The sequence below is a fragment of the Candidatus Poriferisocius sp. genome (genome assembly GCF_965204145.1).
Classification (GTDB): domain Bacteria; phylum Actinomycetota; class Acidimicrobiia; order Acidimicrobiales; family Bin134; genus Poriferisocius.
On record NZ_OZ241977.1, the window covers coordinates 316,934 to 330,354 of the forward strand.

A 13,421-nucleotide genomic window follows, 5' to 3' on the forward strand; every position below is an offset into this window, starting at 1 on the left:
TTGGGTGGGATGGTAACGCTGGCCTGCCAGGCGGTCGCATCGGCAGGACTACGCTTCTGGCCGTGTCAACTTACGAGACCTTGATATATGAGGAGTCCGACGGGGTGGCGGTGCTTACACTGAACCGCCCAGAGCGGCTCAACGCCATGGACAATACGGCGTGCGATGAGCTTCGGGCGGCGTGGGCCCATCTTCGCTACAACGACGATGTGCGGTGCGTGATCCTCACTGCCGCCGGCGAGCGAGCGTTCAGCACTGGAGTGGACATCACCGGATCGTGGAAGCAGCCCGCCTCGCCGTTCATGGTGGACGACCCCATTTCCACCGTCGGCCCCAAGTCCAACGACTACTGGCGCCCGGTAATCGCCGCGGTCAATGGCATGGCTGCGGGGGGAGCGTTTTATTTGCTGGGTGAGGTGGAGTTCATCATCGCCTCCGACAACGCCACCTTCTTCGACCCCCACGTGAGCCACGGCATGCCCGCGGTGAACGAGCCCATGTTCATGCTTCAGCGGATGCCGCTGGGCGAGGTCATGCGCATGTCGCTGCTCGGGCGTCACGAGCGCATGTCGGCGCAGCGGGCCTTTCAGATCGGGCTGGTGCAAGAGGTGGTGCCGCTGGACGAGCTGATGGACACGGCCCGCTGGTGCGCCGAGGCCATTGTGTCGGCCCCCGAGCGGCTGGCCGTCGAAGCCACCATGAAGGGCCTGTGGACCGCCCAATACACCACGCTGGCCAACGCCATGAACAGCGGGGTGGCCTTCTTGAGCCTGGCCGGGGCCGAAGAGGAGATCACCGAGAAGGCCCGGGGCATCAAGGAGCAAACCCGCATCGAGCCTCGTATCCGATGAGCCCGTCTGTCGGCATGGCCTCCGGCGCGCTGGCCGGGCTTCGGGTGGTGGACCACACCGAGATGCGCGGCGCGCTTTGCGGACGGATCCTGGGTGATCTGGGGGCCGATGTGATCCGGGTGCCGCCGGTTCCCGATCCCGACGACTTGGCCCACGCCCACCGCAACGCCAACAAGGCAGCCGGGGACCTCGCCGAATTGGAAGCGTTGATGTCAGCCGCCGACCTGCTCATCGACAACACCGGACTCGATCTTGAAGAGGTGGCCGATCGCAATCCCTCTCTCGTGGTCGTGGCGCTCACCGACATGGGACTTACCGGACCCCGGTCAGACTGGAAGCTGGAGCCGCTGCCGGCATTCGCCTCGTCTGGTGGTCACTTCTTGTCGGGGTTTCGGGAGAAGTCGCCGTGCTGGCATCCCGGCTATCTGGCTCATGACTGCGCCTCGGTGTTCGGGGCGCTTGGCGGGCTGGCCGCGGTGATGGATCGCCGCCGCCACGGCCAGGGCCAAGTGGTGGAGATCAGCGTGCAGGAGGCGGCCCTTTCCGGGCTCAACCCCTGGTCGGTGCTCATTCCCGACTATGTTCGCCACTTTCCCGAACTGCCCGATGAGGGCCGCCGCAACGCCGATGGGAACTACTGGATCTTTCCGGCCCGTGACGGGTGGGTGCGCACGGTGATCGGCACCCCCTACCAGTGGACCGGTTTCGTGGAAGTGCTGGGCAACCCCAACGCATTGACCGGCCCGGAGTGGGCCGACGGGGTGTTCCGGGGAAGGAATCGGGATGTGATCCACGTTGTGGCCGACGAGATCACGTCGCAACGAGACCGAACCGATCTGTTCGAGCACGGTCTGGCTGCGGGCACCACCATTGGCGTGATCCAGTCGCCCAGCGAGTTCGTTGCCCATCCCCAAGTGGCTGGACGGGGGTTCTTCCGCTACGACGTGGACGGCTCTGAAGGGTTGGCGATGCCTGATGCCCCCTGGAAGCTGTCGGGCACCCCGGCCGGGGTGCGCAAATCGGCACCACGGGAAAAGGACAAGCGAGTCCAGTTCAATGCCCGTCCCGCCGACAATCCGTGGGCACCAGGCCCCTCCAACGGCCCAGCTGACAACGGCCAATTGCTGGCCGGGGTGCGGGTGGTGGAGTTCGGCATGGCCGCAGTGGTGCCCGAGGGCACCTGGATGCTCTCGGAGTTGGGGGCCGATGTCATCAAGGTCGAATCGGTGGTCCACCCCGACTCGTTGCGCTTCGCGGGGCGGGGCGACCTCAACAAGGCCTTCCCGTTCAACGCCGAAAGCCGGGGACGGCGCTCGGTGGGCCTGGACATGACCACCGAACGAGGCCGTGAACTGGCCTTGGAGCTGTTCATGGCCGCCGATGTGGTGGCCGAGAATCTGCGAGGCGGGTCGCTGGACAAGCTCGGGCTGGGGTGGGACGACATGTCCTCCAAGCGGCCCGATCTGGTGTACGTGTGCTCGCAGGGCTATGGCCGAGGTGGCCCGATGGGCAAGATGCCGGCCTACGGGCCGCTCAATGCCAGCTTTGCCGGAGCCCACTGGCTGTGGAACCACGCCGATGTGCCGTTTCCGTGCGGCACCACGCTGAACCACCCCGACCACATCGCGGGCAAGCTGTTGGCGGTGGCAGTGCTAGCCGCCCTCGACCACAAGCAGCGCACCGGCCAGGGCCAGCTCATCGATATGGCGCAGACCGAAGCCGCCGCCTATCTCATTGGCGAGGTGTACATGGGCGCGGTCGCCGACGGTGCCGACCCCGAGCCTAAGGGCAACCGCTCCGATACGGTCGCTCCCCACGATGTGTACCGAGCGGGCGGTGACGACGACTGGGTGGCGTTGGCCTGCCATGACGACGAGTCGTGGCAGCGGTGCTGTGAGGTGATCGGCGTGGAGAACCGCTGGCCCACAAACGCCGACCGCCTGGCCGAAATGGCCGCGGTGGACGCCGCCGTGGCGGCCTGGATGGCCGAAGGCCTGGCCGACGAACGAGCTGAGCGGTTGCAGGTCGCCGGGGTGTCGGCCATGTCGGTAATGGGGCCCTACGACCACCTGGGCGACCAGCATCTAGCCATTCGCGGCGCCCTCGATGTGCTGGAGCACCCCGTGGTGGGCAAAGAGACCCATGTGGGCAACCCCATCCGCTTCAGCCTGACCGCCACCCGTACGGCAGGCCCGTCGCCGTTGCTCGGCGCCGACACCGTCGAGGTGCTGGGCGAGGTCCTGGGCATCTCCCCCGACGAAGTCGAAGCCCTGGCCGAAGCCGGCGTCTGCCGCTGAGTTCGATCCATCAAGCAAAGGAGCAGGAATGAGAGTGCTGGTTATGGGCGGGAGCCAGTTCAACGGGTACGCCCTGGTCATGGAGCTGGTGAAATGCGGCCATGAGGTGACCGTGCTCAATCGGGGGCGCACCGCGGTGGACTTTCCCCGGTCGGTGCGCCGACTGGTGGCCGACCGCACTGATCACGATCAAGTGCGGGCGGTACTCGGCGGCGAGGCCTTCGACGCCGTTCAGGACATGAGTGCCTATCACCCCGCCGATGTGGAGTTGATGATCAAGGTGTTCGAAGGGCGAGTCGGCCACTACATCTTCGCTTCCTCCACTGTCATCTACGCCCCGACCGACATCCTGCCCATCACCGAGAACCACCCTGATGACCGCGGCCCCAACCAGAACGAGTACGGGTTGCACAAGCTGCTGTGCGAGGACATCCTGATCGACGCCTGGCGCAGCCGGGGGTTCCCGGCCACCATCGTGCCGTTCTCGATGGTGTTCGGCCCCCGCAACATCCTCGCCGACCGTGAGCAGCGGATGATCCTGCGGCTGCTGCGGGGCCGCCCGGTGCTGATCCCCGGCGACGGCACCACGGTGGGCCAGGTGGGACATGTGGACGACCAGGCCCGAGCGCTGCGGATGATGATGCTCCAGCCCCAGACCTTCGGGAAGCGCTACAACCTCACCGGTGGGACGTACCAGTCAGATGTGGGCTATGTGGACACGTTCGCCGAGGTGTTGGGCGCCGATGCCGACAAGGTGTTCATCCCCGCTTCAGTGATGGACGACCTGTGGGACGGTGCCCTGGTGTTCGAGGAGGGAAAGGCCTCGCCGGTGAACATCGACATTCGCAGCTCCGACACCGCGAGAGCCGATGCTGACAACACCCGGCGGAGGTTCAAACTGGCTCAACTGGTGCAGCGGCTGGCCCCCAACCTGCACCGCTGGAACCGCAGCGTGGTGTTCTCCGTCGACCGGCTGCGGGCCGACATCGGCTGGGAGCCCGAGTACACCCTGGCCGGCATGGTCGACCATGTGCATCGCTGGATGGTGGTCGAGGGTCTCGACCGGAGCCTCGACTTGGACTTCACGTTCGAAGATCAGATCGCGGCCCATGTGCAAAGGGGGGCGTGACGGTTCGGCCAGGACGGCCGCTATTGCTGCACCCTCTCAACGGTCAAGGCGTAGCCGTTGCCCCGCTGGCCAGTCCTCTCGTCGACATGGATGGCATAGTCGCCTGCCTCGGGAGCGGTAAACCGAAGTTGGGCATTGACCGAAAAGCCCAAACCGGTGCGCGGGTTGGTGTCGTCGCTCATGACCGTTTCGCCGGTCTCGCGGTTCCTCACCGTGATCGTGGTGTCAGCGAGAACCGAATCGGTGTTGATTTCAATGACTTCGCCTTCCTCAAGACTGATCTTGAACCAATCGCTGTCGAACGGATAGTCGAATAGCCCATAGAAGACCTCGGAATCCCCCTCAGCCAGCAGGGTTGTGCCATCGAATTCATCCGTGTAGGGATGCAGTCGAATGGTGCTGGTCAGGTCGAACGAGAATTCACCGTCCGATCTGCTGAGAATGCGGACAAAGTGTTTGCCGCTTCGGAGGACTTCGAAGGTCGTCTCCTCGGCTCCCGTGGTGTTTCCGTTCTGGGAGGCAAGCGTTTTCACGGGATCAGAGACGATGATCGCTCCATCGCTCCGGCCGCTGATCTGGATCGTCACTTTCGTGCCCGCGGCGGCATTGAAGGTGAAGGCCGGGCTGTCCACCCCCTGTGTCCCTCTGACCTTGTGCTCGAAGTCTCCGAACTTCCTCGGCGCCCGGCGATCGGTGCCCTCTTCGGGAGGCGTATAGCTGTTGATCAACCTCTCGACGATCAGCGCATCGTCGGCCGCCGATGTCGACAATGAGAAGCCGGCCTCGCTGAACCTCCAGGTGGAGATGCCGACTACCACACCTTGAGAGTTGAGCAAAGCGCCGCCGCTTTGACCTCTGGCGATGGCGGCGTCGGACTGGAGCACGGTGAGGTTGTAGGTGGTCCATTGGCGCAGGCGAGACAAGATGCCCTGGGTGATGGTGGGTTGTGGGAACAGCTCAGGCTCAGACGGGTAGCCCACCAAGAAGAGGTCGCTTCCTAGAGGCAGGTCATCGTCGGCCGCGACCCTCAACGGCTGGAATGGGACATCTACCGGCCCGAGCACGGCGAGGTCGGCCATGAAGTCTGATCCCAATACCGGCACGTCTCGAAGCTCGGTGCCGTCGGGGAACACCACCCAGGCCTTGTCATCGGGCCACACCACATGGTGGTTGGTCACGATGTAGCCGCCTTCGATCAAGAATCCGCTGCCTAACTTCGATGAAGTCTCGATGAGTGCAATCGAGGGAGAAACCAGCGCATAGACCTCAGCGGGCGACAATTCAACCCCATCCGCTGGCGGCGTCGGTCGAGCAGGCTGATCGGGGATGGGTCCACCGGAGCAGCCTCCGGGCACGATAGAAGTGTCGATGTTGAATTGGCAGCGGTAGGTGTTGAGCAGTGCCTCCTGGTTGGCGATCAGCTGGTCGCGCCGGGCGAGTTCCGCAAAATTCGGCGTACCGGTGAATGGCTGGGGTTCGGCCGGGGGTTGCGCGGGTGAGCCGTCGACACAGCCTCCGGGGACGACATCGGTATCGACGTCGAATTGGCAGCGGTAGGTGTTGAGCAGTGCCTCCTGGTTGGCAATCAGCTGGTCGCGCTGGGTGATCTCGGCCCGGCTGACGAATTGCGCACTGGCGGTTTCGGCAATCGACAGCACCGCGATGAACACCGAGATGGCGACCGCGAGGCGAAGAGCCATGCGCTGCCGGCTGGTCGCAGATTGCACTACTTGAATGGGATCGGTTGTCGTCATAGCACCTTTTTCGCATTCAGTTCCCGCTGTCTACCCCTTGTTCGCCAGATTGAGAGTTTGACGAATGCGCCAAGAGATTATCCCCACGGCGAGCACGCAAAGGCCAACGACCACGGAGGCCCCAGGAAGGGTGACGGCCAGGGTGACACAGCCGGCGAAGCCGAGGCCGCTCACCGCTCGGGGCCAGCGGCGCTGGGCGGCCGGCAGGGTCCACGCGGCGGCGTTGGTCACGGCGTAGTAGAACAGCACGCAGAACGAGCTGAAGCCAAGCACGCTGCGCAGGTCGGTCAGCGCCACCAGCACGATCACCACCGCGGCCACCGCGATCTCGGCGTAGTGGGGCACCTTGAAGGTCGGGTGGACCTTGTCCAGCAGCCGGGGCAGGTCTCCCTCGGAGGCCATGGCGAACGTGGTGCGGCCCACCCCGGCGATCAGTGCCATCAGCGCCCCGGCGGAGGCAATGGCCGCGCCCACCCGCACCACAGGAGTAAGTCCGCTCCACGATCCGGCGTCGGTGGCCGCGGCCAGTGGAGCGGCCGCATCAGCCAAGACGTCGGGGCCGACGGCCCACAGGGCCGTGGCGGACACCGCGGCGTACACCACCAGGGTGATGCCCAGCGCGGTGGGGATGGCCCGGGGGATGGTGCGAGCCGGATCTTTGATCTCCTCGCCGAGGGTGGCGATGCGGGCGTAGCCGGCGAAAGCGAAGAACAGCAGTCCGGCGGCTTCCAGGATCCCGGCCGCGCCGCCAGCGCCCCAGTCGGCCAAGTTGTCGGTTTCGGTGGTGCCACCGCCCACCGCGGCGGCCACCACCATCCCAAGGGCGATCAGCACCAAGGTGACAGTGATCCGAGTGGCCGTTGCGGTGCGGGTGATGCCCCGGAAGTTGATGGCGGTCACCACCACAATGGCACCAATGCCTGCCGCGCGGGGGGCTTCGGGAAAGGCATAGGCCCCGAATGCCAGCGCGGAAACCGACAGAGTGGCCGATTTGCCGATCACGAACCCCCACCCGGCGCTGAAGCCGGTCAAGTGCCCCAGGCGCTTGCGGCCGTAGACATAGGTGCCTCCCGAGGCGGGGTAGAGGGCGGCCAGCTGGGCTGAGGAGGTGGCATTGCAGAACGCCACCACGCCGGCCACCGCCAGCCCGATCATCAGCCCTGACCCGGCCGCGGCGGCGGCTGGCCCGATGGCGGCGAAGACGCTGGCTCCGATCATCGACCCCAGCCCCATGACGATCGCATCCCCAGTACCCAGCCGCCGGGCTAGCCGAGTGGGTGGATTGCTCACCATCCGGCAGGATAGGGGACATGGCTGAAGATCAAGTGACCTATCACGCAGACGGACCGGTGGCATCGATCACCCTCAACCGGCCAGACGTGTTCAACGCCCTGACCGACGACATGTTCGATCAGATCGTGGCCTTCGTCCGCCAGGCCGAGGCCGATGACGACGTGAAATGCATCGTGCTGGCCGGCGAGGGGCGGGGGTTCACCGCTGGTTTCGACCTGTCCAGCCCCGACGACTTCTACGGCGGGGCCGAGACCAAGGGCGGACGGTTCGCCATCGCCGGTTTGCGCCGCCGGGCGTGGGTTATGCGCGATCTGCTGTATTCGGCCAAGCCCATCGTGGCCCGGGTCCACGGGCCGTGCATCGGTGCCGGGCTGTATTTGGTGCTGGTGTGCGATTTCGCGGTGGTGACCGACGACGCCGTGTTCGGGCTGCCCGAGGAGCGGTTCGGCTCGGCGGGCACGTCGTGGCTGTATCCCATGCTGGCCTCCCAGATCGGGCTGAAGCGGGCCAACGAGCTAGTGGTGACCGGGCGGAAGCTCGACGCCGCCGAGGCCGAGCGGCTGGGCCTGGTCAACCGGGTGGTGCCCTCCGACGAGTTGGACGAGGCGGTGGCCCAGCTCACCGGGGCACTGGCCAGCCTCCCCCGCGACGGCATCGCCACCGGGCGCACCGTGGCCCACCTGGCCTACGACATGCTGGGCATCGGCCAGGCTTTCACCCCCCACTACGGCGTCCACCCCCTATTCGTGATGGGCACCCGCCGAAGCCCCGACGAGTTCGACTTCCATGAGACGTCTCGGGAGAAGGGCATGAAAGGCGCGCTGGCCGAGCGCGACGAGCGCTTCGGCGGGGACTACTGGGGTTGGTAGGCATTGGCTGCTGACCGACGACTACTGGGGCTGGTAGGCGACCGTGGGCATCATGGTGGCCTTGGGCTGGTAGGGCACCGACGGGTCGAAGTAGGGGCGGTCGCCGTCCACGGTGCAGCGGCGAATCTCGCGGATCTCGGGATAGTGGTCGGAAACCCCTCGGTGATTGGTTGACCTCTCGTCCCAGATGGCCAGATCGCCCTCGGTCCACGACCAACGGCAGTGGAATCGAGGTTGATTGATGTGGCGGGCCAGAAAGTCGAGCAGGGCCGTGCTCTCGGCTTCGGTCAGCCCGACCACGTACTGCTGGAAGTTGGTGGCCACGTATAGCGCCCGCCGTCCGGTCTCGGGGTGGGTCCTCACCAGCGGGTGGTTGACTCCGGGATAGGCCTCTCGCAACAGGGGCACCAAGTCCCAGCTTCCCGACTTCTCAGCCATGTTCGTGCAGAACTGCGGGTAGTTGGAATGGTGGAGTTCCAGTCCGTCGATCATGGCCCGCATCGGCTCCGACAGGGCGTCGTAGGCCGACGTGATGCTGCACCACATGGTGTCGCCCCCATAGGGGGGTGCGACCACGGATTGGAGCAGAGCAATCTTGGGGGGTACTTCGATCCAGGTCACGTCGGTGTGCCAGTTGTCGGTGGTGGGCAGGCTCTCGGCGTCGTCTCGGATGACCGAGGTACCTGGCTCGGTCACCCCCATCACGGCTTGAAGCGGGAAGATGCTGGGTTGGCCCCACAGTGAGGCCAACTCCAGTTGGTCTTCGGCGCTCATGGGCACATTGCGGAAGATGATGACCTCATGGCGGAGCAGCGCCTCGTGAATCTCGGCGAACTGTTGGTCGGTCAGGCCGTCGCGGGGGTCCACCCCGGAGATCACTGCACCCAGTGACCCACCGATCCGGTCAACCTGGATGGTCTCGTAGGACTCCTCGGCGTCGAGACTTGGGGTGAGGGTCATGCTCATAGGGCTATTGTGCCATCTCGTCCGCACGCAAGCCGATGAGGAGGCACCTGATGCGCACGATCTTGGACGGGCTGAACTTCTCCGAAGGCCCTCGGTGGCACGACGGCGCCCTGTGGTTCTCCGACATGCACGCCCATCGGGTGGTGCGCACCGATCTCGACGGCAACGCCGAGACGATGGCCGTGGTGGACTGGGACGACCCGTCGGGGCTGGGCTGGCTGCCCGACGGCCGGCTGCTGGTGGTGGCCATGGCCTCCCAAAAGCTGCTGCGCCAGGAGCCCGACGGGCCGATGGTCGAACACGCCGACCTGTCGCCGCTGGCGATCGGCGACATCAACGACATGATCGTGCGCTCCGACGGCACCGCCTACATCGGTGACATGGGGCAGAGGATCCACGCCGGCGGCGAGCGGCGCACTGCACAGACCCTCAGAGTGGCCCCCGATGGGTCGGTGAGCGTGGGCGCTGACGGCATGGAGGCCCCCAATGGCCACATCTTGACCCCTGACGAGGAGACGCTGATCGTGGCCGAGAGCGCGGCCTTCCGGCTCACCGCGTTCGATGTGGCCCCCGACGGCACTCTGTCCAACCGGAGGGTCTACGCCGAGCTGGTTCCCGAATCCGACCGGGCCCCAGTGGCCCCGCCCGACGGCATCTGCCTGGATGCCGAGGGCGCGGTGTGGGTAGCCGATCCCCTGGGCTTGCGGGTATTCCGAGTGCTGCCCGGCGGCGAGGTGACCGACTCCTACGACATGGCTCCCAAGGTGCCGGTGGCCTGCGTGCTGGGCGGCGACGACCGCGGCACACTCCTCATCTGCGCCGCCGACGACTGGAAGAGAGAAGTGGTCACCGCGGCGAAAACCGGCGCTATCTACGCCACCGAAGCCGCCGTCCCCGGCGTGGGCAAGCCCTGAGCGGCTGGAGTCATTCGTGGCTGCCCTTGGCGGGTCTACCAGTCCAATGCCCTGATTAGTAAGACGTTGATGAGGCCGTGAGCGGAGAAGTTCAATAGCCAGCGCAGATGCTTCTGTTGACGGGCTTCGGGATAGTCCGACAGCTCCCCCCAGCCCTTACGCTGGCACCACTTCTCGAAGCCCACATAGACAGCGCCGAACACGACTACAAGGACCAGCGAGGCGACGAGCAAGCCCAATCCGCCGGGCCAAACAGCGAGCACTATGGCCGCGGTGATGTCCGCGGCAGTGATCGACCGGAAGAATCGGGAGCGTCGCAGGTAAAGGATCGTCGGAGTGATGCTGAGAGACTAGATGTCCGCAGGCGAGACCTAGTGGACACGCCGCTGCTACCTGGTGAAACTACGTCACCGGGCTGCCGTCCCTGGCGTGGGCAAGCCCCGAGGCGTTAGCTCTCGCAGGTTCAGAAAGACGCCGGTATCGGGGTCGAGGGTGACGAGCACAACCGCGGGCTCGCCTTCCAATGACTCCGCGGTGGCACCGGAGTAGGCGACCACCGAGGGGGTCTCGCGGATTACCTGATGGCGATGAATGTGGCCGAGGGCGACGTAGTCCCAGTCGACGGTGTCGAGGTGGCTGGGGTAGATGGGCGACGAGCGGTAAGACGGCGATTCGTCGGGCATGACTAGGCCGTGGCCCATGGCTACACACCAGCCGTTTTCCGGGCGGGCCGGAAGCCCTTCGAGGGGGTGGAAGCCGGGATGGTGGTCGTCCATCGATTTGCCCCAGACAGTGAGGTCCAGTTCGGGGAGGTGAGTGGTGGTTCCCTCGAGGGAATCGAGGACCGTGACTGGGAGATCCTGAATGTGGGGGCCAAACCGGTGAAGCACCGACGTCTCCGGGTGGGCGTCGTGGTTGCCGGCGATCATCACCACCGGACACGAGAGCCGCGCGAGTTGATCGGCGGCCCAACTCAGCACATCGTCGCCCACCCGGTTGTGGTCGAACAGGTCGCCGGAGATGATCACCGCGTCCACGGCTTCGGCGATGGCCAGATCGATGGCGGCGGCAAACGCGGCCTCTTGTCGTCGGGCCGGGGAAGTTCCCAAATGGCAGTCCGAGGTGTGCAGCATCGACAGGGCTCGACTTCGGGGGTAGGTCTTTTCGGTCACGATCCTCGGCTCAACTCGTCGGCGTAGGCTCGACCATAATTCCCCACGGGAGGGAAAGACCATGAGTGAAGGAGCCACCGACGGCAAGGTTGCGCTGGTCACCGGCGCCAGCAAGGGGGGAACGGGGACCGCGATCGCGGTGCGACTGGCTGCCGAGGGTGCCCGAGTGGCCATCACCGCACGCGACGAACAGGGCTTGGCCGCCACCAAAGAGCGCATTGAGGCGTTCGGCGGGGAGTGCCTGGTGATTCCGTCCGACCTCAGCGACCCGTCCGGGGCCCGCACCGAGCTGGTGCCCAAGACTGAAGAGGCATTCGGGCCGATCGACATCCTGGTGAACAACGCCGCCTTCGGCGGGTACTACCCGTTTGAGGAGGTCACACCCAAGCAGCTTGAGCTGAGCCTGCAAGTCAACCTGTGGGCGCCGTGGGAGCTGATGTCGTCGGTGGTCAGAGGGATGCGCGAACGGGGGAGCGGTGCGATCCTGAACCTCACCACCTTCTCCGCCGAGTTGCCACCCGGTCCGCCGTTCCCGTCGAGCAAGCCCTCAAAGGCCGGATTCGTATATGGGGCGCCGAAAGCGGCCTTGAACAAGCTGACGGTGTCGGCGGCCAGCGAGTGCGAGGGCCAGGGGATTTCCGTCAACGCCCTCACCCCGCAAGCGGCCATTGCCACCCCGGCGCTGGTGGAGGGCGGCTGGATAGACGAGGAGATGTTCGAACCCCTTGAGACGATGGCCGAAGCCGCTGTGGCCCTGGTCGCTGGCGATCCCGACGTGCTGACCGGTCGCATCGCCTTCAGCCTGCAACTGCTGGTGGAACTCAACCGGCCGGTGCGCGATCTGATGGGCGAGTCGCTGGTGGAGGGCTGGCAGCCGGACGATATCCCTGCGGTCATCGCCCGACAAGAGGCCAACCTCGCCCGGCGGGGCTGGCCCGATGGCTACACCTTTGGGCGGGTCCACAGTCCCCGCCCATGAGCGACGAGCTGATCATTCGGATCGTCACTGATCTGGAGGTGTACGCCGACCCCTATCCATTGCTGCGGCAGCTGCGGGAGACGGCGCCGGTTCACAAGCTGGGCTTCGCCGATTATTGGGTGCTCACCCGGTACGAGGATTGCCGGAAGGCGCTTCGGGATCCCCGAATGGGCAACGCCGAACCTGGCGACGAGGTTCCGACACTCACTGCGGAGAGAGTGCGAACTCCCAACGAAGAGCGAACCTTCTTGTTCTTGAACCCTCCCGATCACACTCGACTGCGTTCGCTGGTGAGCCGAGCCTTCACACCCCGACGGGTCGAAGGTCTGCGGATGGCGGTGGAGGAGATGACCGGCGAACTTATGGATTCGCTGGCTGCTTCCGGCGGGGGAGACCTGATCGATCAGCTGGCCTTTCCCTTGCCAGCCAATGTCATTAGCGAGTTAGTTGGGGTTCCCCGGGCCGACCGCGATTGGCTGCGACCGTTGGTGTCCGATCTGGCCGGCTCCCTCGAGCCGAACCAAAGCCAGGAAGACCGGGAGCGGGCCGAGGCCTCCGGGGTCAAGGTGGCGGCCTACTTCGATGAGCTGATCGACCAGCGGAGGGCCGATCCCCGTGACGACCTGCTCTCCGCGCTGATTGCGGCCAGCGACGGAGAGGACCGGCTCACCCAGCGAGAGATTGGGCTCACCTTGTCGCTGATCTATGCCGCGGGCTTCGAAACCACCACCAACCTGATCGGGAACATGGTCCACACTCTCATCCGGCATCCCGGTGAGTTGGCCCGGCTGCGGGCCGATCGGTCACTGGTGCCCGGCGCGGTGGACGAGGTGCTTCGCTTTCAGCCTCCCGTGCAGGTGGACGCCCGGTACACCTTTGAAGACGTGGAGATCGGGGGGCATTCCATCGCGAAGGGAAGCATGGTGCTGATGCTTCTGGGGGCGGCCAACCGCGACCCCGACGTGATCGACGATCCCGACCGGTTCGATGTCGGCCGCCAAGAGACACCGCTGCTGTCGTTCGGATCAGGCATCCACTACTGCCTGGGTGCTTCACTGGCCCGCCTCGAAGGCCAGGTAGTGCTGGCCAGCCTGCTGGATCGCTTCGAAACCTGGACTCCCTTGGAGGACGATCCCCCTTGGAAAGACAGGCTCACCCTGCGAGGGCTGGCCCGCTTACCAGTAGCTCTGGCCTAAC

The 13,421-nt window shown here is 65.5% G+C and carries 12 protein-coding genes; 7 read left to right on the plus strand and 5 right to left on the minus strand.

Annotated features, from left to right (window positions below):
- Positions 1-62 precede the first annotated feature (62 nt).
- The 3 genes from ACOGI7_RS01410 to ACOGI7_RS01420 are packed head-to-tail and all read left to right on the plus strand — an operon-like array spanning position 63 to position 4,277.
- The gene (locus tag ACOGI7_RS01410) at positions 63-851 is read left to right on the plus strand and encodes an enoyl-CoA hydratase/isomerase family protein (RefSeq protein ID WP_419850149.1); all 789 of its coding nucleotides are present in this window, start codon (positions 63-65) and stop codon (positions 849-851) included.
- The gene (locus ACOGI7_RS01415) at positions 848-3,148 is read left to right on the plus strand and encodes a CoA transferase (protein ID WP_419850150.1); all 2,301 of its coding nucleotides are present in this window, start codon (positions 848-850) and stop codon (positions 3,146-3,148) included. The genes ACOGI7_RS01410 and ACOGI7_RS01415 overlap by 4 nt, the downstream gene beginning before the upstream one ends.
- A gap of 28 nt (positions 3,149-3,176) precedes the next feature.
- Positions 3,177-4,277 (plus strand): NAD-dependent epimerase/dehydratase family protein, encoded by a 1,101-nt coding sequence (locus tag ACOGI7_RS01420; protein ID WP_419850151.1) that lies wholly within the window; start codon positions 3,177-3,179, stop codon positions 4,275-4,277.
- A gap of 20 nt (positions 4,278-4,297) precedes the next feature.
- Here the strand turns inward: ACOGI7_RS01420 and ACOGI7_RS01425 are convergent, their stop codons facing one another.
- Together ACOGI7_RS01425 and ACOGI7_RS01430 are read right to left on the minus strand one after the other, a co-directional pair.
- Positions 4,298-5,977 (minus strand): trypsin-like peptidase domain-containing protein, encoded by a 1,680-nt coding sequence (locus ACOGI7_RS01425; protein WP_419850152.1) that lies wholly within the window; start codon positions 5,975-5,977, stop codon positions 4,298-4,300.
- An 84-nt stretch (positions 5,978-6,061) separates the two neighbouring features.
- Entirely contained in the window at positions 6,062-7,324 is a 1,263-nt protein-coding gene (locus tag ACOGI7_RS01430; RefSeq protein ID WP_419850153.1) for an APC family permease, read from the minus strand.
- Between the two features lie 17 nt (positions 7,325-7,341).
- On the opposite strand from ACOGI7_RS01430, the gene ACOGI7_RS01435 reads away from it, so the two are divergent.
- Positions 7,342-8,193 (plus strand): enoyl-CoA hydratase/isomerase family protein, encoded by an 852-nt coding sequence (locus ACOGI7_RS01435; RefSeq protein WP_419850154.1) that lies wholly within the window; start codon positions 7,342-7,344, stop codon positions 8,191-8,193.
- Positions 8,194-8,214: 21 nt separating this feature from the next.
- On the opposite strand, the gene ACOGI7_RS01440 is transcribed toward ACOGI7_RS01435, so the two are convergent.
- Positions 8,215-9,159: a TauD/TfdA dioxygenase family protein gene (locus ACOGI7_RS01440; protein ID WP_419850155.1), complete on the minus strand. Its 945-nt coding sequence runs from the start codon at positions 9,157-9,159 to the stop codon at positions 8,215-8,217.
- A gap of 50 nt (positions 9,160-9,209) precedes the next feature.
- On the opposite strand from ACOGI7_RS01440, the gene ACOGI7_RS01445 reads away from it, so the two are divergent.
- Positions 9,210-10,073, plus strand: coding sequence for an SMP-30/gluconolactonase/LRE family protein (locus tag ACOGI7_RS01445; RefSeq protein ID WP_419850156.1), 864 nt, complete (start codon positions 9,210-9,212; stop codon positions 10,071-10,073).
- A 35-nt stretch (positions 10,074-10,108) separates the two neighbouring features.
- On the opposite strand, the gene ACOGI7_RS01450 is transcribed toward ACOGI7_RS01445, so the two are convergent.
- Both ACOGI7_RS01450 and ACOGI7_RS01455 read right to left on the minus strand, forming a co-directional pair.
- A complete protein-coding gene (locus ACOGI7_RS01450; protein WP_419850157.1) occupies positions 10,109-10,336 on the minus strand; it encodes a hypothetical protein in 228 nt (75 codons plus the stop codon).
- A gap of 144 nt (positions 10,337-10,480) precedes the next feature.
- The gene (locus ACOGI7_RS01455) at positions 10,481-11,245 is read right to left on the minus strand and encodes a metallophosphoesterase family protein (RefSeq protein WP_419850158.1); all 765 of its coding nucleotides are present in this window, start codon (positions 11,243-11,245) and stop codon (positions 10,481-10,483) included.
- Positions 11,246-11,306: 61 nt separating this feature from the next.
- Between ACOGI7_RS01455 and ACOGI7_RS01460 the strand changes: the two genes are divergently transcribed.
- Positions 11,307-12,224 (plus strand): SDR family NAD(P)-dependent oxidoreductase, encoded by a 918-nt coding sequence (locus tag ACOGI7_RS01460; protein ID WP_419850159.1) that lies wholly within the window; start codon positions 11,307-11,309, stop codon positions 12,222-12,224.
- Positions 12,221-13,420: a cytochrome P450 gene (locus ACOGI7_RS01465; RefSeq protein ID WP_419850160.1), complete on the plus strand. Its 1,200-nt coding sequence runs from the start codon at positions 12,221-12,223 to the stop codon at positions 13,418-13,420. Before ACOGI7_RS01460 ends, ACOGI7_RS01465 begins: the two co-directional genes overlap by 4 nt.
- Position 13,421 lies beyond the last annotated feature (1 nt).